23 protein-coding genes and 2 tRNA genes (1 of these 25 only partly in view) are annotated in these 26,873 nt (G+C 45.0%); 15 read left to right on the top strand and 10 right to left on the bottom strand.

All coding sequences use genetic code 11. The features are described 5' to 3' along the window. The 3 genes in view from LFX25_RS08275 to fliG are tightly spaced (at most 21 nt apart) and all read left to right on the top strand, a layout consistent with a single transcriptional unit that may run on beyond the window. Window positions 1–669 carry the 3' portion of a pyruvate dehydrogenase complex E1 component subunit beta gene (locus LFX25_RS08275; RefSeq protein WP_238729827.1) on the top strand. The gene continues 306 nt to the left of window position 1, outside the view, so 669 of the gene's 975 nt are visible here — the last part of the coding sequence; its start codon lies beyond the left edge, outside the window; the stop codon is at window positions 667–669. 21 nt (window positions 670–690) lie between these two features. After that, window positions 691–2,127: a dihydrolipoamide acetyltransferase family protein gene (locus LFX25_RS08270; RefSeq protein ID WP_238729826.1), complete on the top strand. Its 1,437-nt coding sequence runs from the start codon at window positions 691–693 to the stop codon at window positions 2,125–2,127. A gap of 13 nt (window positions 2,128–2,140) precedes the next feature. Then, a complete protein-coding gene (gene fliG / locus LFX25_RS08265; RefSeq protein ID WP_238729825.1) occupies window positions 2,141–3,160 on the top strand; it encodes a flagellar motor switch protein FliG in 1,020 nt (339 codons plus the stop codon). A gap of 268 nt (window positions 3,161–3,428) precedes the next feature. Here fliG and LFX25_RS08260 read toward each other — a convergent pair. After that, window positions 3,429–3,502 (bottom strand) — tRNA-Asp (locus LFX25_RS08260). Between the two features lie 146 nt (window positions 3,503–3,648). Between LFX25_RS08260 and LFX25_RS08255 the strand changes: the two genes are divergently transcribed. From LFX25_RS08255 to lysS, 7 genes are all read left to right on the top strand, one after another. Beyond that, complete coding sequence (locus tag LFX25_RS08255; protein WP_238729824.1) at window positions 3,649–4,323, top strand: CDP-alcohol phosphatidyltransferase family protein; 675 nt, start codon at window positions 3,649–3,651, stop codon at window positions 4,321–4,323. Window positions 4,324–4,375: 52 nt separating this feature from the next. After that, window positions 4,376–4,458, top strand: a tRNA-Leu gene (locus LFX25_RS08250). 795 nt (window positions 4,459–5,253) lie between these two features. After that, window positions 5,254–5,763 (top strand): DUF1993 domain-containing protein, encoded by a 510-nt coding sequence (locus tag LFX25_RS08245; protein ID WP_238729823.1) that lies wholly within the window; start codon window positions 5,254–5,256, stop codon window positions 5,761–5,763. Between the two features lie 15 nt (window positions 5,764–5,778). Beyond that, on the top strand, window positions 5,779–6,693 hold the full coding sequence (locus LFX25_RS08240) for a polysaccharide deacetylase family protein (RefSeq protein WP_238729822.1): 915 nt from the start codon (window positions 5,779–5,781) through the stop codon (window positions 6,691–6,693). Between the two features lie 103 nt (window positions 6,694–6,796). Next, complete coding sequence (locus tag LFX25_RS08235) at window positions 6,797–9,013, top strand: glycosyltransferase family 2 protein (RefSeq protein ID WP_238729821.1); 2,217 nt, start codon at window positions 6,797–6,799, stop codon at window positions 9,011–9,013. Window positions 9,014–9,124: 111 nt separating this feature from the next. Beyond that, window positions 9,125–9,775 (top strand): hypothetical protein, encoded by a 651-nt coding sequence (locus LFX25_RS08230; protein ID WP_238729820.1) that lies wholly within the window; start codon window positions 9,125–9,127, stop codon window positions 9,773–9,775. Window positions 9,776–9,782: 7 nt separating this feature from the next. Continuing rightward, a complete protein-coding gene (gene lysS / locus LFX25_RS08225; RefSeq protein ID WP_238729819.1) occupies window positions 9,783–11,279 on the top strand; it encodes a lysine--tRNA ligase in 1,497 nt (498 codons plus the stop codon). 225 nt (window positions 11,280–11,504) lie between these two features. Here lysS and LFX25_RS08220 read toward each other — a convergent pair whose 3' ends face one another. From LFX25_RS08220 to thiS, 4 genes are all read right to left on the bottom strand, one after another. After that, window positions 11,505–11,870 carry a hypothetical protein gene (locus LFX25_RS08220; protein ID WP_238729818.1) on the bottom strand — a complete coding sequence of 122 codons (366 nt, stop codon included), beginning with the start codon at window positions 11,868–11,870 and terminating at the stop codon, window positions 11,505–11,507. A 127-nt stretch (window positions 11,871–11,997) separates the two neighbouring features. Continuing rightward, on the bottom strand, window positions 11,998–12,825 hold the full coding sequence (locus tag LFX25_RS08215; RefSeq protein WP_238729817.1) for a WecB/TagA/CpsF family glycosyltransferase: 828 nt from the start codon (window positions 12,823–12,825) through the stop codon (window positions 11,998–12,000). A 44-nt stretch (window positions 12,826–12,869) separates the two neighbouring features. Continuing rightward, entirely contained in the window at window positions 12,870–13,529 is a 660-nt protein-coding gene (locus LFX25_RS08210) for a thiamine phosphate synthase (protein ID WP_238729816.1), read from the bottom strand. Further along, the gene (thiS, locus tag LFX25_RS08205) at window positions 13,513–13,713 is read right to left on the bottom strand and encodes a sulfur carrier protein ThiS (protein WP_238729815.1); all 201 of its coding nucleotides are present in this window, start codon (window positions 13,711–13,713) and stop codon (window positions 13,513–13,515) included. The genes LFX25_RS08210 and thiS overlap by 17 nt, the downstream gene beginning before the upstream one ends. A gap of 91 nt (window positions 13,714–13,804) precedes the next feature. Between thiS and LFX25_RS08200 the strand changes: the two genes are divergently transcribed. Further along, window positions 13,805–14,089, top strand: coding sequence for a hypothetical protein (locus LFX25_RS08200; RefSeq protein WP_238729814.1), 285 nt, complete (start codon window positions 13,805–13,807; stop codon window positions 14,087–14,089). Here the strand turns inward: LFX25_RS08200 and LFX25_RS08195 are convergent. From LFX25_RS08195 to guaB, 3 genes are read right to left on the bottom strand one after another with little or no spacing between them, the layout of a single operon-like run. Continuing rightward, window positions 14,079–14,768 carry a 16S rRNA (uracil(1498)-N(3))-methyltransferase gene (locus LFX25_RS08195; RefSeq protein ID WP_238729813.1) on the bottom strand — a complete coding sequence of 230 codons (690 nt, stop codon included), beginning with the start codon at window positions 14,766–14,768 and terminating at the stop codon, window positions 14,079–14,081. The genes LFX25_RS08200 and LFX25_RS08195 overlap by 11 nt on opposite strands. A 17-nt stretch (window positions 14,769–14,785) precedes the next feature. Next, a complete protein-coding gene (locus LFX25_RS08190; protein WP_238729812.1) occupies window positions 14,786–15,574 on the bottom strand; it encodes an outer membrane lipoprotein-sorting protein in 789 nt (262 codons plus the stop codon). Between the two features lie 2 nt (window positions 15,575–15,576). Further along, window positions 15,577–17,103, bottom strand: a complete 1,527-nt coding sequence (guaB, locus tag LFX25_RS08185) for an IMP dehydrogenase (RefSeq protein WP_238729811.1) — start codon at window positions 17,101–17,103, stop codon at window positions 15,577–15,579. Between the two features lie 80 nt (window positions 17,104–17,183). On the opposite strand from guaB, the gene LFX25_RS08180 reads away from it, so the two are divergent. Further along, window positions 17,184–18,347 (top strand): DUF1577 domain-containing protein, encoded by a 1,164-nt coding sequence (locus LFX25_RS08180; RefSeq protein ID WP_238729810.1) that lies wholly within the window; start codon window positions 17,184–17,186, stop codon window positions 18,345–18,347. 78 nt (window positions 18,348–18,425) lie between these two features. Here LFX25_RS08180 and LFX25_RS08175 read toward each other — a convergent pair whose 3' ends face one another. After that, on the bottom strand, window positions 18,426–19,709 hold the full coding sequence (locus tag LFX25_RS08175) for an EAL domain-containing protein (RefSeq protein WP_238729809.1): 1,284 nt from the start codon (window positions 19,707–19,709) through the stop codon (window positions 18,426–18,428). 105 nt (window positions 19,710–19,814) lie between these two features. Between LFX25_RS08175 and LFX25_RS08170 the strand changes: the two genes are divergently transcribed. The 3 genes from LFX25_RS08170 (at window position 19,815) to LFX25_RS08160 (ending at window position 25,264) form a co-directional block, all read left to right on the top strand. Continuing rightward, a complete protein-coding gene (locus LFX25_RS08170; RefSeq protein ID WP_238729808.1) occupies window positions 19,815–21,530 on the top strand; it encodes a hypothetical protein in 1,716 nt (571 codons plus the stop codon). A 110-nt stretch (window positions 21,531–21,640) separates the two neighbouring features. After that, window positions 21,641–23,635, top strand: a complete 1,995-nt coding sequence (locus tag LFX25_RS08165) for an O-antigen ligase family protein (RefSeq protein WP_238729807.1) — start codon at window positions 21,641–21,643, stop codon at window positions 23,633–23,635. 6 nt (window positions 23,636–23,641) lie between these two features. Then, window positions 23,642–25,264 carry an LA_3751/LA_3752 family putative glycosyltransferase gene (locus tag LFX25_RS08160; RefSeq protein WP_238729806.1) on the top strand — a complete coding sequence of 541 codons (1,623 nt, stop codon included), beginning with the start codon at window positions 23,642–23,644 and terminating at the stop codon, window positions 25,262–25,264. A gap of 459 nt (window positions 25,265–25,723) precedes the next feature. Here the strand turns inward: LFX25_RS08160 and LFX25_RS08155 are convergent, their stop codons facing one another. Next, window positions 25,724–26,857 (bottom strand): glycosyltransferase family 2 protein, encoded by a 1,134-nt coding sequence (locus LFX25_RS08155; RefSeq protein ID WP_238729805.1) that lies wholly within the window; start codon window positions 26,855–26,857, stop codon window positions 25,724–25,726. Window positions 26,858–26,873: the final 16 nt, after the last annotated feature.

Below are 26,873 nucleotides of genomic sequence, written 5' to 3'. Positions count from 1 at the left end.
TATATGAGCGCGGGCCAGTTTCCGATTCCGATCGTGTTCCGAGGCGCGGGCGGCGCGGGAGGAAGATTGGCGGCTCAACATTCTCAGTCGTTTGAAAGTTGGTACGCGCATATCCCCGGTTTGAAAGTGATCGCTCCTTATACTCCCGCGGACGCTTGTGGTCTTTTGAAAACGGCGATCCGGGACAACAACCCTACGATCTTTATCGAAAGCGAAGTGTTATACGGAACCAGAGGAGAAGTTCCGGATCAAGAATATTCGATTCCGTTCGGAAAAGCGGATCTCAAACGCGAAGGATCGGATATAACGATCGTTAGTTGGTCAAGAGCGCTGCAATACGTTTTACCCGCCGCCGAACGACTGGCAAAGGAAGGAATCTCCGTGGAAGTTTTGGATCTGCGTTCGATCCGTCCCTTGGACGAGGAAGCGATCTACGCGTCGATTCGAAAAACCAACCGAGCTTTGATCGTAGAGGAAGGTTGGGAAGTGGCCGGTTTCGGATCGCAAGTCGCCTATCTCATTCAGAAGAATTCTTTCGACGATCTGGACGCGCCCGTGGAACGAATCACGCAAGAAGACGTTCCGATGCCGTATGCCGCGAATTTGGAAAAAGCCTCTCTTCCGAGCGAAGAGAAAATCATCGCGAAGGTTCGGGAAATGCTCGAATAAGAAGAGCAAGGAAGATTCAAAATGGCAAAAATTGCAGAGATGACTCAGCTCAGTCCGACGATGTCCGAAGGTAAGATCGTCCGTTGGCTCAAACAAAAAGGAGACGCGGTTTCTCCCGGAGAAATCATCGCAGAAGTGGAAACCGATAAAGCCGTGATGGAAATGGAAGCGTTTGAAACCGGTGTTTTACTGGAAGTCCTCGCACCCGAAGGAAGTCTTCTACCGGTCGGGGCGCCGGTCGCGATCATCGGAAAATCGGGAGAGGACGTTTCCGCGTTAGTCGAAACCGCAAAAAAATCCATTCCTGTAAAAAAGGAAAGTTCGGCTGCGCCCAGCCAAACCCCGACCTCTGCACCGGGCCCGTCGTCCGCGACAACTCCGACATCTTCCGCACAAGCGCAAAGCGGAACCTCCTCCTCATCCGCAACATCGAGCTCAGGCTCAGGAAAAAATCTCGAAACGAAAACGAACGTTTCTCTTTCGCAAGGCGCGGAAAACAAAGGCATAACAGCAAACGAAGAACGATCTTCCGGATTCAAAACGTCCTCTTCGTTCGGCGCGGAAGAATCGGATCATTCTCCCGTTCGAACCGCACGCGACGGGCGTCCGATCAAGGCTTCTCCGTTGGCGAAGAATCTCGCGATTCAAAAGGGAGTGGATTTAGGCGAAGTGATCGGCTCCGGGCCCGGAGGAAGAATCATCAAACGCGACATTCTTTCGTATCAGGAATCAGGCGGAGGCAAACAAGGTTCTTTTGTTAAGCGACAAGACCGCAAACTTGAAATCACCGGAATGCGTAGGACGATCGCCTCCAGACTCGCGCATTCAACTTCGACGATCCCTCATTTTTATCTTACGATGGAATTGGACGCAGGTCCGATCAGCGATCTCAGAAATTCCTTCAACAAGGATCTGGGACTCGATGGTCACGAAAAAGTCAGCGTCAATGATCTCATTCTGAAGGCGTGTGCATTCAGTTTATTGCAAGTTCCAGAAGTCAATTCTTCCTGGAGAGAGGATCATATTCTCCAGCATGGAAGAATCGACGTGGGAGTCGCGGTTTCGATCGAAGGCGGACTCATCACTCCGTATATCCGCAACGCAGATCAGAAAACCGTTCTCGCAATCAGCGCTGAAATAAAAGAACTTGCTTCCCGTGCAAGAGACAGAAAACTCAAACCGGGGGAATACACGGACGGAACGTTTACCGTTTCCAACCTCGGAATGTATGGAATTTCATCCTTCACCGCGGTCATCAACGAACCCGAAGCCGCCATCCTTGCGGTGGGAGCGCTCGTTGAAAAACCGGTTCTCAAGGCTGGAAGTATCGTTCCGGGAAAAATTCTGAACGTCACTCTTTCCTGCGATCACAGAGTGATCGACGGAGCGACGGGAGCAAGATTTCTTTCGATCTTCCGTGATTTTATAGAACATCCCCTTCGCCTGCTTACAGGCTAAGGATTTTATTTTTGTGGAAAAAGATTCAGCGTCCGCGGCTCGAAAAGAAAAAATCAGAAAATCGGCACTCCTCCTTCTCTCTTTAAACAAAGAAGACGCAGCCAAGGTTTTATCCAAACTCGACGACTCGATGATCGAAGAGATCATTTTGGAAATGGCTCAGATCAAAACCATCTCTAAAAAGGAAAAAGAAGACGTTCTTTTAGAGTTTAAGAATTCGGTTCTTCCCGGAGAAGGTGAAATCAAGGGCGGGTTGGACGCGGCCCGCGAAATCTTGCAGCAATCCTTAGGAAGAGAAAAAGCCGAGAATATTCTCGGCAAACTTTCCCGCAAAGACATCGAAGACGATTTTTCTTTTTTAAGTGAAGCCGAACCCGGCGTACTTGCGGGTCTGCTTCAACACGAATCTCCGCAGACGGTCGCGGTAACTCTCGCATTCATGAGCCCGAAAAAAGCCGCTGATATTTTGAAGTTCTTTCCCGGAGAATTGCAGGCAAGCGTCGCGTATCGTTTGGCCAATACGACCAAAACGCATCCCGATGCGATCAAAGAAATTGCAAGGGTTCTCAAGAAGAAATACGAACAAAGGGATCGTTCCGAGTACAGCGAAGCCGGCGGCGCGGAAGCTCTTGCGAACATCCTCAACCACATGGACAAATCTCAGGAAGAGAATATCTTGAAAGAGTTGGAAGCGAATTCTCCCGAACTCGCAAAACAAGTCAAAGAGAAGTTATATACCTTTGAAGACGTTCTGGGTTTGGATCAGAAAGAAATGCGGATTCTTATCAATCGCTTGAGTGACGACGAATGCCTCAGTGTCGCTTTACGCGGCGCCGGCGACGAACTTAGAAATCATTTCTTAAACGCGATGTCCCGCAACCGAGCCGCGGAAATCATGGATATGATGGACATCCGCGGTAAACTCACCTTACGCGAGATCAACGACGCAAGAAATAGTATTTTAAATTTGGTTCGTGAGTTGGAAGAAGAAGGAACCATCTTTGTCAAAAAAGACGGGGAAGAATATATTTAAGGGAAGAATCTGACTCGTAGGGAAGAATCTGCTGAGTTGATTGCAGGAAATTGCGCTGCTACGGCGGGTTTGCGCTTCACAGGACTCGTCGTTTCGCAATTTTGCATCCTGCAAAATTAAGCTCCACGGCGTCTTCCTCGCGCGCTCATCCATCCATGGATTCGCATCGCGTTTTACGCTTTTTATGAAAGCGCAAAACGCTCTCGCTCGAAAGCTTCGAGTCCATTTTATTGTAAGTTAAAAGGAAAGTTTGAGAAGAGGAAGAATCCGGAGCTGACGGGACTCGAACCCGCGACATCCTGCGTGACAGGCAGGCACTCTAACCAGCTGAGCTACAGCTCCTTGTTCCTTAGATACTTTTTCAAAGGAACTTCCCCGGTCAATCGATTTCGTTTAAATTACTTCGAAAAATTCTGTTCCGAAAATCAATTCTTTCATTTACTGGAATACAGAATTCTTCCCGTAAAAATATTGGAACTTTACCGCAGATGATCGTTCAGGAAAAAAAACCGCAGGAACTTTTGGAAGACAGGGTTTTCACCGTCTCAAACTTTCTTTCCGTCAGCCGAGTTTTTCTTTTACCGTTTTTCATCACTTTCACAAAAACTTATATGACTTCGCCGGAAAGGACCGAATTCCTTTTCTATGCTATACTCACTTGTCTTTTGGCGGTTCTTACCGACTATCTTGACGGCTTTCTTGCAAGACTTCTTCATCAAGAATCGGTTCTCGGGAGATACTTAGATCCGGTCTGCGACAAGATCGTGACTGTCGGAGGACTTTCGGTCATCGTTCATTACTTCCGCTTTCCCCTTTGGATTCTCATCGCTTATATTATCCGAGAAATTTTAGGAATTTGGCTCGGTAGTTTTCTTTATCTCAAACGAGGAATTCAGGGGAAACCGAATTGGTGGGGAAAATTCGGAGTCGGATTGGTTGCGATCGCCGTTCTTTGGTATATGTGCATTCCATTGATCGAATTTAGAATTCCGGGCGAAACCATTCTCAAACATCCTGAAATTTCCGGTTACGTATTGGTCGCGATTCTTTGCGCGGGGATCTTCGCTTATTCGAAGCGTTACTGGAATATCGTTTTTCATCCGGAGAAGATTCAGATCGATCCCGAGGACAAAAAGACTCGAAAGAAATACGAGCTGGTTTGATCGTAAGTTCCTTGACGCCCAAGGCTATTCCCACATTCTGTCATTGCAACCCGCTCGGGTGGTGGAATTGGTAGACACGCAAGCTTGAGGTGCTTGTGCCGTTTAGGTGTAGGGGTTCGAGTCCCCTCTCGAGCAAAAATTCTCCCCTCTTTTACACAATCATAGAATCAATTACAACAAGATCCGGACTCGAAGCGAGCTTTGGTAAAGCGTTACGAGCTTCCTTAAGAAGCGAAGGTACGCTTCCGAGGAACAGGATGTTCCGAGGCCAAAGCGAGACGCCGTGGAGCTAAATCCATCAGGATGATGGATTGCGTAACGGCGAGTCCCCTCTCGAGCAAAAATTCTCCCCTCTTTTACACAATCATAGAATCAATTACAACAAGATCCGAACTCGAAGCGAGCTTTGGTAAAGCGTTACGAGCTTCCTTAAGAAGTGAAGGAACGCTTCCGAGGAACAGGATGTTCCGAGGCCAAAGCGAGACGCCGTGATAGATTCTGACCGATAGCGCGCCCCTTAGGAAAGCGCTATTGAGTTATCTGCTGAGTTTATTGCAGGATGATGGATTGCGTAACGGCGAGTCCCCCACAATGCGACCCGTAGAAGAGCATTGCGGTAAACCAATCGATCACTACAGATTGTTTTGTCGGAGGTACGACAGACTGTAATACGAATTTCTCCCCGCCCTTGTGTTTGGGTGGGGGGACCAGAAAGTTCAGTAGCCCTTCCGGATCGCGGCGGGTGGTGGGAAAGATCCCTATATCACAACTATCCAACTTCATCCACAACAATTTCCGTTTCCCATTTGTCGGAGGTACGACAACAAACTCCGAAAACAGACTTCGTTTGATTCCGTTTCAAAAAAGCCTATCTCCGCAAAAGCCCGCCCAAAAAATTGAGAAAAACCCACAGAGCGAAAGGCACCGATCATGCTTTATGAAATCACAATTCTCCAGTTTTCCAAAATGTTGAAAAACTTAAACACCATCCTGAATCAAGGAGCGGCCCACTCTGAATCCAAAAAATTCGACGTGCAAGTTCTTTTAAACTCGAGATTAGCGCCCGATCAGTTTCACTTGATCAAACAAATTCAAACCGCTTGCGATACGGCAAAGTTATGCGTTGCCCGTCTAACCGGTAAAGAAGCTCCGAAACACGACGATCAGGAAAAAACTCTTGCGGAACTTCGCGAAAGAATCCAATCCACGTTAGACTATCTTGTAACGTTCACGGAAAAAGACTTTTCCGAATCGAACGAACGCAAGATCTTTCATCCGCGCTGGGAAGGAAAATTTCTTACCGGCCGGGAGTTTGCGATTCAACACGCGATCCCGAACTTCTATTTTCATGTAACAACCGCCTATTCCATTCTTCGCCACAACGGCGTCGACATCGGAAAGAAGAATTACCTCGGCGAAATGCCGTTGAAAAACGAATAAGACGGAGAAGATCTTTTGAAACAAATCGATTTTCTGTTTCGAGTACCGATTCTTTGGATCGGAATCTTCTGGGTTTCATTCCAAACTTGTAATTCTCCCGCTTTTTCCCCGCGCCCTCGCGAACAACAAACAACCGCGGCCTCCGCGACCGCTAATTCGAAAGGAATTCCGGTTCTGATCTATCACGAGATCGTAACCGACACGCAAAAAGAATACGGAGAAACCGTGATTTCTTTGGAACGATTCGAAGAACAGATGCGCTATCTGCACACCAAGGGTTACAATCCGATTCCAATGAAAGACCTCCTTGCCTATATGCGCAATGGTAAGAAACTTCCCGATCGTTCGATCGTTTTGAACTTCGACGACGGCTGGAAAAACGCGCTCAACGCCGTCCCGATTCTGGAACGTTATTCGTTTCCTGCTTCCTTTTGGATCATCGCCGGACCGAAAGGAATCGGAAACGGAGAATATATGGAATGGACCGAGATCCAAACCCTCGCTAAAAATCCAAAGTTCGAAATCGGTTCCCATACCTACAGTCATCCCTGGAACCCGAAAGATAACCTCGTTACTTGGGTGGACGGGAAAGTTCCCGGTAAAGGCGACAAAGAAGCCCTTTTCGAACTAAAAGAATCCAAAAGTATTTTGGAAAAGAAGTTAGGAGTTCCTGTTGATTTCCTTGCCTGGCCCTGCGGTTGGTTCAACGAGAAACTTATAAAATTAGCGGTGAAGGCCGGCTATAAGGCAATCTTAACAACCCAAGAAGGCGCCAATCTACCGGGGGATGATCCCTTGCGAATCAAACGGGTTTTTATCGATGGGAAATGCGACCTTGCATCCTTTATTGAACAATTGGAAAATCCACGATACATCGTGTGTCAAAAAGGACAGAGACCAACGCAGGGAAATTCCCCCTATTCCTATTAGAATTCTCTAAATTTAGCTTCCAAAATAAATTTTTCTTCTCCGGAGAATATTATGATTTCTTCGGGGAAGCGTAATCTTGTTATTGTAAGTTTAGTAACTTTGAATGAGAAACGATCCAGCTTTTTCCGTGGAATCCAAGAATTCGAAAAACCTCCGGTATTATCGGGACCAGATCTGGATTACAAGACTCTTTCTTCTTCTGACAATTCTCGCGTGTACGTTTGCGAGCATCGAGATGGTTCGTGTCTTCTGGGAGCAATTGCTCGATCACAGACCCTTTGCCGCGATCGGTCAAATCGCCTTTACGATTATCATCGTCCTCTTAACCTACGGGAACTTCGTTTATCAATTTACGCGACTCGGTTATTTCAAAAGACTTCTGCTACATTCTCCTCCGAAACGAGAAGAATTGGAAGGGATCTATGCGCAGAATTCTCCGGCTCTCGCCGTGCTCGTTCCTTCTTACAAAGAGGAATTGGATATCGTCCGTGAAACCCTTCTTTCCGCGGCCCTCCAGGATTATCCGAATCGAAGAGTGGTATTGTTAATCGACGATCCTCCTCAGCCGAAACGTTATGAGGATTTCGAAGCCCTTCAAAAGATGCGGGAACTGCCCCGATCTCTTCAAAAAGAATTCAACGATGCGGCTTCTCCTTTTCTTCATGCAAGAAAAGAATATTTAGACCGAAAACTTTCACATCAATCGAAAGTCCTCGCAGAAACCGAGCGGCTCATTCAACTCTATGAGAACGCTTCCTCTTGGTTCCAAAACCGCATCGGTTCTTATGACGATGCTTCCGTCAAAAAAGATCTGCCCGAACATACGCGCCGTTTTATGAAGGAACGTTTCTTCCAAGAATGGTCCAACCTTCATTCCGAAAGAGCGTCCGAACTGCGCGAACTTTTGAACGACGGCGGAGCTAATTCGGAAAGAATCGAACGCGAATACAACCGTTTGGCGTCCTTATTCTCCGTTCAATTTTCCACGTTCGAAAGAAAGAAGTATCTGAATCTTTCTCATCTTCCCAATAAGGCGATGAACTTGAACAGCTACATCGATCTCATAGGAAAAAAATGGAAGGAACGGGAAGAATCGCACGGAATTCTTCTGGAAGAAGTTCACGGAAAACAATTCAGTTTCGAAGTTCCTTCCGCGGATCTGCTGATTACCTTGGACGCGGACAGCGTTCTTTTACCGGACTATATTCTAAAATTGGCAAACGTTTTGACTTCTCCTTCCATGAAAAGAGTCGCGGTGGCTCAAACTCCGTACAGCTCCTTTCCGGGCGCGCCTAACGTGTTGGAAAGAATGGCGGGCGCAACGACCGACATTCAATATCAGATTCACCAAGGGTTTACGCATTGGCGTGCGACGTTTTGGGTCGGCGCAAACGCTATGCTTCGCTATCAAGCCCTTCTCGATATCAAAACCGTTTTCAAAGAACGCGGTTATACGATCAGCAAATACATCCAAGACAATACCGTCATCGAAGACACGGAATCGAGCATCGATCTTTTGGATGTGAACTGGAATCTTTACAACTATCCGGAACGACTCGCTTACAGCGCGACTCCTCCCGACTTCGGTTCTCTTTTGATTCAAAGAAGAAGATGGGCCAACGGAGGACTCATCATTCTTCCGAAACTTCTGCGTCACGTGTTTCAGTGGCCCTGGCGATTCGCAAAATTCGCGGAAGCCTTCTTCCGAGTTCATTATCTCGGATCGATCGCCGCAGTGAACATCGGACTTGTCATTCTTATGGGAACTCCGCTCGGAGAGGGAATCGAAACCTATTGGATCGCCGTATCTTCGCTTCCGTATTTCTTTTTATACGGAATGGATCTCGTCGAAATGGAATACAAATGGAGCGACGTTTTCCGTGTGTATGCACTGAACCTTCTTTTGATTCCGGTAAACTTAGCCGGGGTTTTCATGTCGATCAACCAAGCGATCACCGGAAAACAGATTCCGTTCAGCAGAACTCCGAAAGTAATCGGAAGAACCGCGATGCCCGCTCTTTACGTCATCGCCGAATATTCTCTTTTGGCGCAGCTGTTGTTCGGGTTCGTTACGAACTTCATCCACAGAAACTGGGTTTATTCGATGTACAATTTGGGGAACGCGATTCTTTTAGGATATGCGATCGTAAAATTCATCGGACTCAAATCGTGTTGGGAAGACATTCTTCTCTCCCTATCCAAACAACCGGAGATCGTCGAAACGGTCGCTCATCTCGTCGAAAAGAGAGTGGCCATCGATCCCGAAGGCGCGATGATTTATACCGGCGAAACTTCGGAAGAAGATCCGATTTCCTCTTAAACAAAAGTCCTTTCGTAAACGACGGACCGATCGTGCCGCATCAAAGGAACTGCTACGTTCCGGCGTAAATTCCTCTTGTAATTTGGTTCCTGGGAAAAACTCTCGTTCTATATGTCTGCAAATCCAGGACCGGTATCCGTACAGGAAGTTTTGTACAAAGCACGGTTATTCTTTTCCGGATTTTTCCTTTGTTTGATCCTCGGACTCGGATTCGTTTTTTTAAGTCCCTTATTTTTGATCCAAGATCGCCCCTTTCCCAAAAGCGACGCGCTCGTTCTCGAAGCCAAAGAGACGATTCCCAGAGATATTCTCAAAAACGCAGCCGACGGTTTTAAAAAAGGATACGCAGGAATTCTGATCGTTTTGTATTCTCCCGCGACCGTAAACTCCCACTTGGGAATTCCTCTGGATTTGACCGCGGATATCCAAAGTTCTTTGGTTTCTCTTGGAGTGGATGAATCCAAAATTCTGATCTACAAACTCGAACCGTATCCGACGGGTGCGAAGAATTTTTCTAAATCGCTTTTAAAGATCTGTCTCGATCGACAATTGAAAACAATTCTCCTTCTTTCCAAACGATTCGAATCCGCGTTTCAACAAAAGGCATACGAATCCGTCTTAGGCCCAGCGGGTTTAAAGATCCACGTCGTTCCCCTTTCGGACAAGATCGGACTCGGCAACTGGTTCCTAACGGAAGAAGGATTCGAAATCGTATTCGTAAATTTGGCAAAAACGTTATATCAAATACTTCCAGGAAAATAAGATCCGCATGTTAGACGCAAAAGAATCCAACGAGCTCATTCAGCAAAGAATTCAAAAAATCGAAGAATTAAAGAAACAAGGGATCAATCCGTACCCGGTCCGTTTTTTTCCGGATTCAAAATCGAAGGACATCATCGAACGATTCGAAAAAACTCCGACCGGACCCGAAACCAAATTCAAGTTAGGCGGAAGACTTCATTCCAAACGAGTGATGGGAAAAGCGAGTTTCGCGCATTTAAAGGACAGCGCGGGAATCATACAACTCTATGCGACCCGGGACGACCTCGGAGAAACTTCCTATTCCATCTTTAAATCGCTCGATCTCGGAGATATCATCGGACTCGAAGGATATCTCTTCACGACGCAAAAGGGAGAAATCACTCTGCACGTCACTTCGGTGGAACTTCTCGCGAAGTGCATCCGCCCTCTTCCGGTCGTAAAAGAAAAGGACGGGGTTGTATACGACGCGTTCGCCGACGTCGAACAAAGATACAGAATGCGTTACGTGGATCTCGTCGTGAACGATCACGTCCGCGACACCTTCATTACGAGAAGCAGAATCGTTTCCGAAATCAGAAGTTTTCTTACCAACGAAGGATTTCTCGAAGTGGAAACTCCGATGATGCAGCCGATTGCGGGCGGTGCCGCGGCAAGACCGTTCGTGACCCATCACAACACGCTCGACATGCAGTTGTTTTTAAGAATCGCCCCGGAACTCTATCTCAAACGTTTGATCGTAGGCGGAATGGATCGTGTATTCGAATTGAACCGCAACTTCCGAAACGAAGGGATTTCCACCAAACACAACCCTGAGTTTACGATGATGGAAGCTTACATGGCTTTCGGAGACATGAGTTCGATGCTCGATCTGACCGAAAGACTGATCATTCATCTGGCCCGGACGATCTGTGGAACCTTAAAAATCCAATACGGCAAGGATTTGATCGATCTTTCTTCTCCTTGGAGAAGAGTTACGTATGTGGATATCATCAAGGAATACAGCGGAATCGATTTTAGCCAAATCACTTCTTTGGAAGAAGCGAAGAAAAAAGCTTCCGAATTGAAAGTGGACGTTTCTAAGTGCAATACGATCTGGAAAGTCGCGGATGAAGTTTTTTCCGACAAAGCGGAACCGAATCTGATTCAACCGGTGTTCATCACCGATTATCCGAAAGAACTCTCTCCTCTTGCAAAATCCAATCCGGATAAACCGGATTATGTGGAACGTTTCGAACCGTACATTGCGGGAAGAGAAATCGGAAACGCATTTACGGAGTTAAACGATCCGTTCGATCAAAAGGAACGATTCGAAGATCAGGTAAAACAAAGAGAAGCGGGCGACGACGAAGCGTTTATGATGGACGAAGATTATATCCGGGCGTTGGAATACGGAATGCCTCCTACGGGAGGACTTGGAATCGGGATTGATCGTTTGGTGATGCTATTGACCAACTCCCATTCGATCCGAGATACCATTCTTTTTCCTTTGATGAGACCGGAATAAACTTCGGTCTTCGAGTTTCTGCTTTTCCAAAAGGATATTCCGGTTTAGTATCAAAAACGCGATTTCAACGGAGGGGATTTCGATTTAAGATCCGGAATGAATCGGATGTTTGTTCATAACGCAAGCGAACGACTTCGACTTTATTACGATGAATCGGGTTTTTACAACGGTAGTAAAAAGTTTGGTCTGTTTTTCGTAGTTAGATCTTAGTATCGAAGATAAGAATTACCCTTGCAATCTTCTTCTCTTTTTAGAGGTTTCCGAATCTCCCCATCGAACCACAAACATTTCAATCAAAGAATCGATTCTGCTGTCGATGCGATCCATTCTGCTATCGATACGATCCATTCGACTGTCAATGCGATCCATTCGAATATTGAGAGCGGAAAACGATTTTACTAAACGCGATTCCGTATGCTTTAAATCTTCCTTAAATTCAATACGTAAGATTTGTTGATCCGCCTTCGTTTCTTTTTTGAATTCCTCCATGCTGGAAGAAAGCTGTTTCCAGATCAGATGAAGAAATCCGAATAACGATCCGAAACCCAGTAAAACGGTAAGAAAGAGAGTTAAGAACGGAAGTTCGGTCATACCCAATATTCCGACCTACTCAAAAAGCGATTTCAATTCTTTTTTCTACAATGCGTAGGTATATTCAGGAAAAAAGATATACTCGTTTCGAATATTTTCCCGACAAACTAAAAATGAAAATCGATTCTTAGGATTTTTTTCTAAAGAGAGATTTAAAGAAAACAACCGTAAAAAATTGGAACATTCTAAAAAGACGGAAGAGTCTCCAAGGTTTGCTCAAAATTCTCCAGAGCCAAATCAAACCCCTCAGTTTAAAAAAGTTAGGCGCCTTTCTTACCTTGCCGGAAAGAATATCCAAAGATCCGCTAACTCCGATGATCACGGAATGTCCGAAGAACGCAGTGTTGTTTTCGATCCAAATTTCCTGTTCCGGAAAATCCATTGCAAGAAAGATAATATTCGGGCTCGTCTTACGGATGGATTCTTTTACCATCAGTTCGCGTTGCGGATTCATGTAACCCGCGTGACGACCAACGATTCTTACTCCCGGAAAATGTCGGGAAAGTGTGAAATACACTTTTTCAATCACGTCTTCTTTTCCGCCGAGCATGAATATGGAATAATTTCTAAGTTCACAAAGACGGACCAAGTCCATCATCAAGGCGATCGGAGAAATTCTTTCCTTGAGAACTTTTCCGAGGCGAGCGGCCGCCCACTGAAGTCCCGCGCCTTCCGCGAGGATCATCGTCGCCTTTTCCGTGATTCGATGGAGTTTTTTTCCCTTTCGAACCGACATGATTTTGATCGGATCCAAAAAGAGAATGTGATGAAACTTTTCCTTTTCCTCCAAGAGTCGATAAATCTTGGCCACGGATTCGTCCTGGGTTACGTTATCGAAGGGAACCCCGAGAATATCCGTTTTCCCTAATGTTTCCGTCTGAATGACCTGATAATCTAAAAGATAATCCCGATCGTCCTTTGCGGAAAGATGTATGATTTCACCCGGCTTTTTCATCCTAAAGGCATCCTATACGACATAAGTTCAGAGTCAATTGAAACTTACCGAATTTGCCCGCGTATTTTTTTCACGGCGGCCCGAAATTCCTTCTCTAAACAAGCCATGGAAATGCTCGAAAGGAGAAACGGAGCTTGGGCTAAGATTCGATCCAGATTATCGACCTGAATCCCGCCGATCAACGTTACGGGCAACGGAGCTTCGTTTGCGATTCTTCTCAAATCCTTTGTCCCGACGGCCGACTTTGCGTCGTCTTTGTTATCGGTCGGAAAAATCGGTCCGAGCCCGGTGTAATTCCAAAGGGAAGAATCCAAGGCCTTGATTTCTTCCAACGTATGAGACGAAGTTCCTAAATAGAGTTTGGATTCCGAGAGATTTTTTTTCTCTTCTTCGTTCAACGACTCATAGTCTTCTTTTCCGACATGAGCTCCGAAACAATTCCAATCCCTCGCCTGTTTCCAATAGTCGTTCAAAATCCAAAGGATGGTCGGATAACGATCCTGCAGCTTCTTTACGATCGATTCTAAGATCGAATTGGAAACTCCTTTGGCTCGGATCTGAACAAAGGGAACCAGATCCGGAACTTCCAACCAAAGTTCGGGAAGCGAAAACAAATCCAGATCTCTTTTACTACAAAAATCCCGGTCGAGGATCGGATAAATTCCCGGCGCCGGCCAAGAAGAAGTCTTAGCCCCCGCCGACAAATCTTAAAATCTCCACTTGATCGCCGTCTTCCAAAGAGGTTTTGTTCCAAAATTCCCGTTTGAGAATGTTTCCGTTTTTCTGAATGGCAACCATTTCCGGTCTAAGTTTCAAATATTCTAATAAGGATGAAATCCTCGGTTCTTCGAGTTCGGAAAGGGAAAGCGGTTTTCCGTTAACTTTCATAAAGTAATCCTAGAAAGTTTGGCTTTGGAATTGTAACATGTCCAATCTTTTTTGATTTACGCGAAATTCCGAGATAGAGGATCATACATTTATGAAGAAATTATTTTCGATCTTGATTTCTCTTCTTTTACTTTCCACAGTTTTTGTAGGTTGCCATTCCCGAAAAGACGAAACGACCGATAAGGCCTTTTTCAATTATATCCTTGCCTGCGGTCCGGGTGGAACCATCGAATCCTGCAATGCGGGCTGTTCCGCGACTTACGGAAACACAGTAACGGCGACTAACTTGCAAGCGCTCAATACCTGCACGAGCTCGTGTTCCACGAACTGCAACGTGTTGACCTTATTCCTGCAATACAGCGCCCTCAATAAGTAAAGTAACGAAACAAAGAGGCCGCGAAAACTCCGGCGGTCTCGATTCTTAATATCGAATCTCCCGCCTTTACTCCGATCACATTCCTTTCTTTGAATAGACTTTTTTCCTTTTCCCGAAAGCCGCCTTCCGGTCCGATGATCCAGATCGAATTTCGAAAAAACTCCGGTTGCAACCCCGCTTCTCCCCTCGGATCGAATTGATACAGAGAATGTTTCGTATCTTTTTGAGAATGTAGGAACTCCTTCAGAGAAACAGGAGCGTAAATTTCCGGTAAAAAAATCCGTTTAGACTGAGCGGCGGCTTCTTCCGCGATCTTTTCGGCGCGTTTGAGATTGAAATCCTTTCGATCGGATTGTTCGAAGTTGAGAAAATAAAAATGCGTTAATCCGAGTTCGGTTCCTTTTTGCAAAAGCCATTCCAATCGGTTTCCCTTCGGAATCGCCGTCGCGATTCCGGAAATCGATTCCGTTCGCGGATGGTGTTTCGTTTCCTTCAAGATTCCCTGCAAAGAATTCGCCTTCGTTTCGTAGATCCATTCGCTTCCGGTTCCGCTTAAAACACGGAGAATCTTATCTTCCGAAAATATACGAAGCGCTTTGAGATGGGAGATTTCGTCCCGATCGAGCGGGAACGTTTCGTCCCCCGTCCAGTCCCTTCTGAAAAGAATCGATTCTTCCAACGGAGAATTTTTCCTATCTATCGGTTCAGGTTCGCGAGATCGAACAGGGAAGGATCGGGTTTGACTTCCTTGTCTATTTCAGTATATTCTAATACGCTGATGGAACCAGTGTTCAGATCGAGCATTTCCAATCGGTTCGCGTGTTCTTCCTTGACGAATTTCTGATTTTGTTTCACTTTCACCGGTCCGTATTTGATGTTCATCGTTTTGAACAAGACCCCGTCCCGGTCGTGAAAGTCGAGTCGGGTCGGCCGCAACGAATCGGAATCCAAAAGTAAAATCAGCTTCGAATAAAAATACGGAATGATCGGTTTCAACGAAACCCGTTTGAAGGAATGATCCGCGGTTTTCAAATCGCTTTGAACGATGGGGTTGTAGTTCGCCTGATACGAGACCCCGGAAAGATCGATAAAGCTGAAACCGGTCGCTAAATGCGATTCGTATTTTTCCTCGTCGACTTTTCGGAAAATCTTTTTGGATAGCACGTTGAACGCATAGATCTGTTCGCCTTCGTCTTTGACCAAAATTTTATATTCCAGTCCTCGACCTCGGCTTTCAAACAGGTAGAGAGTGTCTTCTTCCTTTCGAAAAATGCTTACGTCCCAACTCCAGGTTTCTCCGCTTCTTCGGATGAGAATCAAATTGGCCTTGATCAATCCCTGATTGGATTTGAGGAGAGCCTGATCGAGTCTTGCAACCAATTCTTGTGCGACTCGGATCGAATTGTTGGATCCTTGCGGGTTTGTTTCTCCGCTGAAAAAAGTCAGCGCAACGAAACCTACCGAAATCGCAAGAATCCGAATCAAACTTATTCTGCCCTCATCGTCGGGGCGCTGAAAGAATACAATCCGTGAACGGATCCTTGCGCCTGTGCGGACTCGGATCTTCTTTCAAAACGGAGTTTTCCATCTCGGAGCGCTTTATGAATTTCCGGTATCGATTTATAACCCATGTCTTGGAACGAAAGACGCAGACCCTGAGATAAGTAAGGAATGAAGTTCAGGATCGACCCCCTATCAACAACCGATCCGCTGACTCCTTGAGCCACTTTTACCTTTTGACCTTCGTTGAAGTAACGTTTGTCCCCGCCCGCTTTCATCGCTTCGATGGATGCCATTCCTCTGTATTTCTTGAGACGGATTCCGTTCTCGTAAAAATACTCTCCCGGAGCCTCGCTGGTTCCGGCGAACATGAATCCCATCATACAAGTGGAAGCACCGATCGCCAATGCGTTCGCGATATCTCCGATATTGGAAATTCCTCCGTCGGCGATCACGGGAACATCGTATTTTGCGGCGTGTTTTGCGGTCTGAAAGATTGCGGTCGCTTGCGCTCTTCCCACCGCCATCGTATCCTGCGTGATACAAATCGAACCCGGCCCCATTCCGATTCGGAGCCCGTCGGCTCCTGCGCGGATTAGATTCTCCGCTTGTCCGCGGGTTACTACGTTTCCGCCGACGACTTCCAGATTCTTAAATTCTTTTTTGATAAATTGAATCATCTCGATCTGATAGTTCGAGTTTCCTTGCGCGGAGTCGATGATGATTACGTCCACACCCGCTTCGTAAAGCGCCGCGACTCTGTCTCTAGATTCGAGCAACGTAGAAACCGCCGCTCCGCAGCGAAGTCGTTTGCGTTCGTCTTTGGAGGCGTCCGGAAATTCTTTGTTCTTCTTTAAGTCGGAACGACTTACAAGTGACACCAACTTTCCATCAGAATCCACAATCGGTAATTTTCCGATCTTAGATTTCTTAATGATGTCGTTTGCATCTTGTAAAGTGATACCCGCTTTTCCCGTGATGATGTTTGTGGTCATCACTTTATCCAAAGTGATCTCGCGATTCTTTTCAAAATCGATATCCCTGTTGGTTACGATTCCAACAAGTTTAGAATTTCGGGTTCCATCTTCGGTGACGGGAATTCCGGTAAACCCTTTGTGTTCTTTGATCCAATCCAAATCGCGAATGACGTTCTTTGGTCCGAGAATCACAGGATCGGTGATAAAACCGTTTTCGAAACGTTTTACCTTTTCCACGAGAGCGACCTGTTCTTCGATCGTGTTGTTGTAATGAATGATTCCGATTCCACCCATCAAAGCTTGTGCGATAGCCATCTGGGATTCGGTCACCGTGTCCATCGGTGAACTTATAAAAGGTCTCTTCAGTTTTATATTTCGAGTCAGTCTGGTTTCAAGCTCAACTTCGGAGGGATGGAAGTCGATATATCCAGGGAGGACGAGAAAATCTCTGTAAGTTAGGCCGATCTGAAGACTGAAAAGTTCGTCTCCGGATAGTCCGTCTAAATATTCGGAGTCGCGGTAAGTTTGGTTTGACATTCTTATTCCTTACCTAGTACATAAAAGGTAAACAGAGAGCTGAGATCAAGAGAATTTCCCCTCCTTCGCTTTGAAAAACTATGGAAACCATTCAAAGAAAAAAAAGAGACAAGGAAACGATTTCCGATCCTGCGAAAAAGTTTCACATCATTTCCAAATTTCTCGTGAAAACCGATATTGTCGCGCAAGCCTCGGGCGGTCTAAAGCAGATCGTCAAAATTCTGCAGGTTTCCAAAGACGCGACGAAAATTCTCATTCAAACGCAGACTCCGAACGCGTTTCCTTTGAACAGCCAAGTCACTCTTACCAAACTACTAGCGAAATACGTGGAACTCGATTGCGAAGTTCTGGATGAAAAACCGAACAACCAGTTGATTCTTTCCGTTTCCGATATTTCGATCGCAAGCAAGGAAAGAAGTTTAAACAGAATTGCGCCTCCCGAAGGAACCGTATGGATCACGAACATACGCACGAGCAAAACGACGATCGACGCGAATCTGTTCAACATTCCCACTTCGGTGAAAGTGAACTTTGCCGACTACGAAACGAAACTGAAATCCAAATACGATTTTTTGAAAATCGACGTGTTCCGCACGATCGGAGATAAGTTCGATCTCGTTAAAAAAACGCGTAAGATTCTTTTTATCCCCAACACACAAAAGGAAGAAAGTTATACTGCCTTTGATCAGGAAGGTTTTATCGACTACGCTTCCGAACTCGGAGATGCGGAAGACGTTCGCAAACGGATCATCGAATATGCGAATCAGAAAATCAAATCGGAACTCATCGTTCCCGTCATCTATCTCAACCACGAAGAACAAGCCATCCCCATCGGGTTCGTTCACGCGCAAAACCGCACCAGAGAAATCGACATTCTCGAGGTGATGGAAATCAAAACGCTTACGTTCGAAATGGTGGATCGAATCCGCGAATCCAACACGGTTCTTGTGAAGGAAAGATTTCCGATCGTGAATATTTCCACGGGAGGTTTGAAGGTAAAGATCAATCACCCCGATTTGAATCACGATCTCACCAAAAGAGCGGGATTCACATTCGATATTTTTTTTAAGATGCAGGCGCCTCTTACGGCGTTCGGAGTCATCCGGTCCGTGACCAAGGATAGCGAAGGTAATCTTTACGTTGGACTTTCGATCGAAGGAAACTCTTCCAGACCGGGAGAAAGAAAGAAATATATCGACAACGTAAACCGCCTACTCGCGGAAGCGAATCAGGCCCAGTCGTAGGCGGCGATCCCCATCCCTGTCAAAACGGACCGATCCAGAGTCGAATACGGTCGAATACGATTAAAGATTTATAATTTTCTAATATTCAGGAACTTGCACGTCCACAAAAAGAACGTTTCCGTCCGGTAGCTTTTTACTGTAGGTTACCAGCAGAATTTCGTAGCTGATATCGTAATACGGATTGCTGATGATCCATTCCGCACGAGAATCCTTCATCGATTTATAGAATTGTTCGAGGAAATACGGTCTCCAACTCCAGTTTCTTCCCACAAAGGAAAGATCGATATCCATCGAAACCTCTCCGATCCGCATATAGTTGGGGGATAGCTGACTTCCGGTCGGGCTTGTGACGTAGATTCGAAACACAAAGTCGCTGAGAACGGAAGGATTTTGAATCTGGATCGAACAGGATTCTTCCTCCGAGTTTACGAGAATTCCGGAAAGATCGAGCTTCTCCTCCAATTCGTTCTCTCGTTTGATTCTTCGAATGAGCTGTTGACGCTTGTGATTCAAAAAGAGTTCGTGCAAAGTGGAAAAGCGAAGCTTCAACTCTTCCTGTCCGATCATCTCGGGCAAAGCCTCCGCAAAATAAAATCCCTGTAAGAAACGCGCGCCGTATGTGAGGGATTGAAAAAGTTCCGCTTCGTTTTCGATTCCCTCGAACAACAAGGAACAACCCAACGATTCCGAAAGACGGGAAATCGTAAAAAGAATTTCCTGAAAGTTGCGGGATGTGACCGAATGCCGCAGCATCTGCAGATCGACCTTGAGAATATCGGGATGAAAGATTCCGATCCGATCCAAGTTGGAGGAACGGGAGCCGAGGTCGTCGATCGCGACTAAAAACCCTTCCGCCTTATAACGGGAAATCAAAGGACGAAGCGATTCAATGCTTCCGTCGAAATGTTCTTCCACGATTTCAATCACGATCTTGGAGGGATTGAGTCCCAATTCCTTTACGAGACGAATCGTGTAAGGATCCTTTTCTTCGTCTTCGATATGATCTCTCATATACGCCGGCGAAATATTGAGGAAAAGTTTCGCGTCAGGAAAGCGATGTTGATTTTTCAAAAGATGTAGGATCGCTTTTCTGCGGAGATCACGGTCTATCTCTCGTTTGAGATGATAAATTTCCTTACGCTCGGCATGATCCAGAACATCCGACTCCGCATCCAAAAAGAAAGGACCGAGAGAATGAATTTTTCCGGATTGATCTCGGAACCTTCCCAAGGTTTCATAACCGAAAATGGAATCCCTTTCCACGGAAAGGATCGGTTGAAAAAAAGGAATGATTTCCCCAGCCTGGAACCAATTATCCCATTCTGATTTCGTTTTCGGAAACGTGCCGGAAGGCTTTATCATTCAGTTACACGATTTTGGACTGTCTCAATCCTACAAGGAAATTCCGCACAACGTAAAAAAACGGATACGAATCTTCGTATTACTTACCGTAAAAGGACTGCGAATTTGAGGCGCAATTTGTATTTCACTTTTAGCATTCTGCTGATTTTATTCGGTGTCATTTCCGCGTTTCAAATGCGCTGGATTGCAGACGATGCTTTCATTAGCCTGCGTTATGCGAAGAATTTTGCGGACGGCAAAGGGCTTGTTTTTAACGCGGGAGAATATGTCGAAGGTTATACGAACTTTCTTTGGACCGTTCTTTTGATTCCGTTTCATTGGAAAGAATGGATCCATCCCGTGGACGCGACGTACTGTTTCGGAATCGCATCCTTTTTGGGAACTTGTATTTATCTTCTTTTTTTTTCGAGGAGAATTTCGAAGGACAATCTTCCGATTCCATTCGCACTTTCTTGTTTTGTTCTCCTGCACCACAACCGGGTTTTTGCAACGGGAGGATTGGAAACATCTCTCCACGGATTTATATTCATAGCGTCTTCATATCATTTGATATATTCTCAAAGAATCATTTCTTATAGAACGATTCTCGGAATCGGACTTTCCGCATTGAGCTGCCTCAATCGTCCGGACGGACTTTTGTTTCACGGCCTCGCGGGAATTTACGTTTCACTTCGCGTCTTTCAAGAGTTTCACGAGAGGAAGAATGACCTAAAATCCGTCGTATTCCGTTCCGAATTCGCGCTTCTTTGTATTCTTTTCTATTTATCTCCTGTTCTTTTCTATATTTGGAAATTAGAATATTATGGAAACCTACTTCCGAATACGTTTTATGCCAAGTCGGGAGGAAGCTTTCATCTATCGCAAGGACTTTTGTATCTCTGGACTTTTTTGAAGATGTATTACGCGATGATTCCGATCGTTCTGTTCGCTCTTTTTTCTTTCACCCGAACGCTTCGCGAACAAGCGTTAAAGCCGATCGCAAACCGAGATTTCCGTTGGATTCTACTCATATTTTTTCCGATTTTATACGCGGGTTATTATACCTGGATCGGAGGAGACTTTATGTTTTCCCGGTTTTATCTTCCGATTCTTCCTTTGGTTTTTGTTTGGACCGAACAAAAAATTCAATTCCTTCGAGATTCTTATCAAAGAAAAGAGAAAGTTATTCTTACCATCGTTTGCGCAATGCCGATTCTACTCGGATTAAGATGGGATCTCTATAAAGGTTCCGCGTTCCCGATCATCAACGGAATCAGCGATGAAAATCAAATTTACAAACGGGAAACGACGGAGCGCGTCAGAGACCGACTTCTTCCTTGGAGAAAACATTTCGAGGATTCGAAGGTTCGAGTCGCTTTTGCGGGAGCGGGATGTATCTTGATCTATTACTTAAATCCGATTGTTGCGATCGAAACCGAAGCGGGACTTACCGATCCAGTGATCGCTCGAATGGAATTCAAAGAACGAAAAAGAATCGGCCACGGAAAATCCGCGCCTCTCGATTACCTTCGAGAAAGAGGCGTTCATATTTTGCTCTACTCGAACGGCCTTCCGATTAAAAAAGAATACGACGAATTTCTGACGGGGGATTTTTCATCTCCGTGGAGAATTCTTTTTTACTCACAGAGCGTAATGAGCGAACTGCTGAAAATTTCTTCGTTCCAAGCCGTCGATTTTCCGTCGTATTTGGATTCCTATAAATACGAATATTTAAATCTCACTGCGCCACAACGGAAAGAAAAATTTTCGGAATTCGATTCTTACTATTTTCAAAACGGACAAGATCCGAAACGGGAAGAATGGTTTCGAAAAAATCGATAAGTTTTTTCAAAAAAAGAACGGATCTCTTGTCGGGAGAATCTTGATTGCTAAAATCGGGGAGCCAAATACCCTGCTACTATTCTCGTTTCGGACGAACTGCAAAAACTTAGATGAGCCAAGTTTTCAATATTAAAATTCTACCTCTTCCCTTACTTGCCTTCGCTTTATCTTTGCTGTTTTTTTTCGATCCTTCCAATCCCGCTCTTTCCAGGGATTCGGTCGTATTCGCTTTTTTTGTCTGGGTAATCTGCGCGGGAATTTCTTTTAAGAAAAAGAATCATCGGATTCATCCTTTGTTTCTGTTAGCCTGTCTTCTGTTAATCGGACTTTCCACGATCAACGGGATCAACCGTGCTCCTGTCGTCTATTTTCCGCAAAAGGTAAATATAAAACTTTTGTATGTAGCCGCGCTTTGTATTACTCTGATTTTGTATTTTAAGAACTTTCATCCGATCTTCTTATTCATTCATACGGTTGCGTTTGCCTGTTCGACTCCTCTTTTTTCCAGCATCAAAACCATCCCGCTCCTTCTGTTTATCATCGCTTCGTTTTTCTATTTATCTCCGAGAAGAATCGTATTTTCCAGAATGCACGGAATCGTTCTCTTGTTCTTCGTTCTGATAACGATATCCTCGTTGATTTCCTACAAATCGCAAGCGGCGCTTATGCAGCTTTGCCTTTTGTTGTCCGGAATTCTCGTTTTTTTCCTGATCTCTTCCTATCCAAGTCGCTTTATCAAGAAAGGATTGTTGCTTATTCTTTGCATCGATCTTCTGCTGAATACGATCAATCTGCTTTCAGCCGTTCATTTGATTTGGCCGTTTGATTTTTGGAAACCGCCTATGTTTTTGACGTACGCCGGTTTTCCGGTTTCGGCAATCGGAGTAATTTCCGCGTTTTGTGCCCTCGTCGCGTTTTATACGGCGATCCAATATCGAAATCATGCGTGGTATTTAATTCCGAGCGGATTTCTTTCCCTTTACCTCGCGTTTTTCAACCAATCGAGAGCGAGCTTATTGGCTTTCACGTTAGGCGCTCTTTGCATGATCGTATTTCGATTGAGTCCGAAACGGTTTTTCTTTCGGACCCTGATCGTGTCTTCGCTGATTGTTCTTTCCGTCGCGTTCGGTTTGATTTTGCTTTTGCCGGAAGAAATCGTAGCGCGCTATTTCAGTCCGGAGACCTTATTCATTCGTTTTTCGCTCTGGAAATTTCATTTTCAATCGGTTTTGGAAAACTCCCCCGTTTTCGGAATCGGATTGGACGCGGATTCGTTGCTCGCACATCTTCCGGGATCACATCCGGGCGTGGTTGGTTACGAAGAATTCTATCGTTTTCTTCATTCCTTTCGTTCCTATCCGCAGGCGCATAATCTCTATGTGGAAGCTTTTACAAGTTTTGGAATTCTCGGTTTTTTTGTTTTTCTCACCGTCGCGGGAAGTCTTTCGTTCGTCACGTATCGTATGTTAATTTCACAAAGCAAAGAAACGGTACGGTTGGGAATTTTCACTTCGGGAATTCTTGTTTTTATCGCGGTTCACGAGTTCTTCGACTTCAATTTGGGCGAGCAGCATTTTTTTATTCCCGCCGCGCTTTGTATGTCCTTGATCCGAGTAAAACTGAGTTCTAAATTGGGGACGATTCGGGCGAACACGACTGCATCTAAGATCATTTACGGATGTATTCTTATACTTTTAGGATTTCTTTGTTTTCAACTGACTTGGGAACAAAGACTTAGAAATTTGATTCTTGTCTCCACACAAAACGAGATCGAACTCGATAACTTTCTGATCTATAAAGAAAAACAAACGATCGGTAAAAGAAAAAAAATTTCTTATCCTACCGAAGAAATTGTAAAGAATCGGATTTGGATCCGGTCCGAGGAAAACTTGGTTCTCGCGTCCTTGGTTCTTCGAAAAGATCCAAAGTATCAAAACATAGGCGAATCCCTTTTGGATCAATGCGTTCAGAAATATCCTTATTCTTCCATTTGCCGAAGGGAAAGAGCGGAGGTTCTGCGGAAAAAAAATCCGAATTCCGACTTTCGAACCGATTGGGAGGAAGGCAAAAAAACCGATCCGTTTCATATCATATTTACGGAATAAATCTCCATGTTAAACCGACTTACCCATCCTTCTGTCCGCGCGGGCCTCTATATGCTCGTTGTTCTGTTCTTAGGATTCAATCGATCCAAGCTGGATCAGAAACTTCCGTTCGTTTCCAGCGACTCGGAAATCAAATATTATCAAACGATTATGTTTGCCGAAAGGGGATTCGAAGGATTTACGGATTCTGAATGTATTTATCCGGGTAAGACCTACGATCCTGAATATCGATTTTTCCCCTTCGATTATCCTTGGGCTTTTTTAAAGAATCAGGAAACTCGAAACTGTCTTTTCCAATACCCTCCCGTTTTCGCTTTGTTAAACGGACTTCCCGCGTACGCGTTTGGAACGAAAATAATCACGTTTCTACCGCTTTTGTTTCTGCTCGGTTCTTTACTGATATTTGACCGCATCCTCTCTTTTTTTATTCCGGTCGGATGGGCGATTTTGCTCGCGACGTCGATTCCTTTCGTTCTCAGTTTTCCCGTGCTTTCCGCGGTCGAATTCTCCGAAGTTCCGTTGAACAATTTTCTTCTATTATTCTTTGCATTGTATCTATTTCGCTCTTTGTTTGCGGACTTGTCGTCGGACTCCGGCGAGAAAAAACATTCAAATTTTAGAATATTTTCTTTTCTTTCCGGTTTTTTGGCTGTCACCGCGTTCTTTTTAAGAACCGAGTCCGCCTTTCCCGTTTTCCTATTCGGCTTCCTTTCCTTTTTCACTCAAGAATCCAGAAACAAACTGAAAGAATATCTCCCTTTTTCCGTATTAGGAGCCGCAGTATCGTTTTTGCTAATCGGAAGTTTGAATTATTTCTATTCGGGACATCCGATGGGAATCCGCTTTCTTGTCAGCTCCGGCGATGCGATGAGTCAATTTTCGATCTCGAAACAAATCGTGATCTTTCAAGGATATCTTTTCGGAGACGCGACGAAGTCCGGCTTTCTAAAGGCGGCTCCCTATGCGATTTTAGTTTTAGGAATTCTTTCCAATCTATTTCGCAAAAAGAAACTATCTGGAGAATCCGTTTTCGGCTTGGTGGGAATCGGAACGGTTTTCGCGATCGCTTTTTTTAGTCCTTACACGGCGGGCGTTCATCATTTCGGCTTGCGATATTTGGAATCGGGCTTTCTATTCTTGTCATTAGGAATTTCTGTTTTTCTGTATCAAAGATGCGTAACGTTTCCGAAAGCCGGAAACGTTTTGGTCCTCGTCGTCTTATTGAGTTTGTATTATAACTACAAGTTTACGCGAGAGGGTTTTAAAATTTTATTCGGCGCAATCACTCCCTATACCGAAATTCAAAACGAGTTTCAATCCAGAAAGATTATCGTTCACAAAGGACAATTTACGAATTACTTGATAGGTTCTTCTTATCTCACTTCCATGCACTTTGCGGTTATTAACGAGAGGGACGCTCTTGCGCTCGAAGAAACATTAAAAAAGAATCAAGTTCCGTCCTACTCGATTTTAGAATACGATCTGGAACCGCCCCGCGACCCGAATCTTCCGGAACAACAATACAAGGAAAAGATCGCGGTTCGTTTTGCCGATCCGAACCGTTTTTACAGATTAAAGGATTCAAAAAAGATTTTGGATTTCACGCTCAGAACGTATCAACTCCGTTGATAGACAAATTTTTATCGCTCCGCGCATTGCGTCGTTCGATTCAGTCTCCAATATAAATTCAGGGAAGCGGTTCGAACGCTCTAGTTATCAACTCCGTTGATAGACAAATTTTTATCGCTCCGCGCATTGCGTCGTTCGATTCAGTCTCCAATATAAATTCAGGGAAGCGGTTCGAACGCTCTAGTTATCAACTCCGTTGATAGACAAATTTTTATCGCTCCGCGCATTGCGTCGTTCGATTCAGTCTCCAATATAAATTCAGGGAAGCGGTTCGAACGCTCTAGTTATCAACTCCGTTGATAGACAAATTTTTATCGCTCCGCGCATTGCGTCGTTCGATTCAGTCTCCAATATAAATTCAGGGAAGCGGTTCGAACGCTCTAGTTATCAACTCCGTTGATAGACAAATTTTTATCGCTCCGCGAAAATTTGTCTAACTCGCTCTCTAAGGATCGCTCGTTATGTTCTTTTTAGAAGATGAGCGGTAATCGTTTGTCCGATTAAATTTAAAATCTGAACGCTCAAAAAGCTGATCATCAGAATCTCCTTTTCCAAATCGAGAACCTGAAAGGCATTTCGCCACCAGCGAAACACGATAAAAGCAAAAAGAAGAACCACGAAAAGAATCATTCTCGCGGAGTACCAGAAAAGCAAATCTTCGGAAAGAAGATTCAGCTTGGAATACAAACCGAGTTCCGGAATCTTACGAGCCGCCAAAAACAGACCGATCGCCCAGACCGTCTGCCCTAAAGTCGCAACGAGAAGGGAAACGGTAAGCGAATGAATTCCGAAGATATGGAACGGTCCCACTTGAATGATTCCCGTAAAATAACCCGCGATCGTAATCGCCCATCCCGTAAAAAACAGAGCAAAACCAGTATAATAAAAAAGCTGCTGAGAATGGATGAGAATCTGTAAAAGATGTCTCATCCCGTCCCTCCAAGTTCTTAAATGAGGAACCCTTCCCGCAACATCAGGATGAAGACTGATCGGAACGTGTGAAAGTTTCACTCCGCTTCTCAGCGCTTTAACGAGCATCTCGGAAGCGAATTCCATTCCCGTACTTTCGATCTCCCATTCCAGATATTTCTTTTTTAAGAAACAACGAAAGCCTGAGTTCGCGTCCTTTACACGATTTCCTTTTTTTGAATATAATACATTGATAATCCAGTTTATGACCGGCGTCCCCAAATAACGATGCAAAAACGGCATCGCACCTTTATGAATCGTTCCGTCCAACCGGGAGCCGATCACGAACTCCGCACCTTTTTCGATCTCCGCAAGCAGTGCGGGCGATTCCAGAAAGTCATACGTATCATCAGCGTCCGCAAAAAGAACTACTTCTCCGCCGGCGTTGATAATTCCGAAGTTGAGCGCGGCCCCGTATCCTCTTTCTTTGCAATGTACGACTTTCGCGCCGAACTTCTTTGCGATCGATACCGATTTATCTTTGCTTCCGTTGTCGGAAACGAGAATTTCAACGTTGTATTGTTTCAATTCTTTCTTGAGTCGAACGAGCTTTTCCAAAACGAGAGGAAGCGTTTTTTCCTCGTTCAAACAGGGGATGACATAAGTGATATTCTTTTTCTTCATAATTGATTACGATTCC

This window comes from Leptospira sanjuanensis, from assembly GCF_022267325.1.
Classification (GTDB): Bacteria; Spirochaetota; Leptospiria; order Leptospirales; family Leptospiraceae; genus Leptospira; species Leptospira sanjuanensis.
This window is presented reverse-complemented; position numbering and strand designations above follow the sequence as displayed.

Excerpts from the sequence above, each read along its gene's own strand:
- LFX25_RS08220 (WP_238729818.1), bottom strand. The coding sequence starts at position 11,870 with ATGACCGAACTTCCGTTCTTAACTCTCTTTCTTACCGTTTTACTGGGT.
- LFX25_RS08255 (WP_238729824.1), top strand. The coding sequence starts at position 3,649 with ATGATCGTTCAGGAAAAAAAACCGCAGGAACTTTTGGAAGACAGGGTT.
- LFX25_RS08175 (WP_238729809.1), bottom strand. The coding sequence starts at position 19,709 with ATGATAAAGCCTTCCGGCACGTTTCCGAAAACGAAATCAGAATGGGAT.
- LFX25_RS08180 (WP_238729810.1), top strand. The coding sequence starts at position 17,184 with ATGGAAACCATTCAAAGAAAAAAAAGAGACAAGGAAACGATTTCCGAT.
- guaB (WP_238729811.1), bottom strand. The coding sequence starts at position 17,103 with ATGTCAAACCAAACTTACCGCGACTCCGAATATTTAGACGGACTATCC.
- thiS (WP_238729815.1), bottom strand. The coding sequence starts at position 13,713 with ATGAAAGTTAACGGAAAACCGCTTTCCCTTTCCGAACTCGAAGAACCG.
- LFX25_RS08270 (WP_238729826.1), top strand. The coding sequence starts at position 691 with ATGGCAAAAATTGCAGAGATGACTCAGCTCAGTCCGACGATGTCCGAA.
- LFX25_RS08160 (WP_238729806.1), top strand. The coding sequence starts at position 23,642 with ATGTTAAACCGACTTACCCATCCTTCTGTCCGCGCGGGCCTCTATATG.
- LFX25_RS08235 (WP_238729821.1), top strand. The coding sequence starts at position 6,797 with ATGAGAAACGATCCAGCTTTTTCCGTGGAATCCAAGAATTCGAAAAAC.
- LFX25_RS08200 (WP_238729814.1), top strand. The coding sequence starts at position 13,805 with ATGAAGAAATTATTTTCGATCTTGATTTCTCTTCTTTTACTTTCCACA.
- LFX25_RS08215 (WP_238729817.1), bottom strand. The coding sequence starts at position 12,825 with ATGAAAAAGCCGGGTGAAATCATACATCTTTCCGCAAAGGACGATCGG.
- LFX25_RS08245 (WP_238729823.1), top strand. The coding sequence starts at position 5,254 with ATGCTTTATGAAATCACAATTCTCCAGTTTTCCAAAATGTTGAAAAAC.
- LFX25_RS08165 (WP_238729807.1), top strand. The coding sequence starts at position 21,641 with ATGAGCCAAGTTTTCAATATTAAAATTCTACCTCTTCCCTTACTTGCC.
- LFX25_RS08230 (WP_238729820.1), top strand. The coding sequence starts at position 9,125 with ATGTCTGCAAATCCAGGACCGGTATCCGTACAGGAAGTTTTGTACAAA.
- LFX25_RS08155 (WP_238729805.1), bottom strand. The coding sequence starts at position 26,857 with ATGAAGAAAAAGAATATCACTTATGTCATCCCCTGTTTGAACGAGGAA.
- lysS (WP_238729819.1), top strand. The coding sequence starts at position 9,783 with ATGTTAGACGCAAAAGAATCCAACGAGCTCATTCAGCAAAGAATTCAA.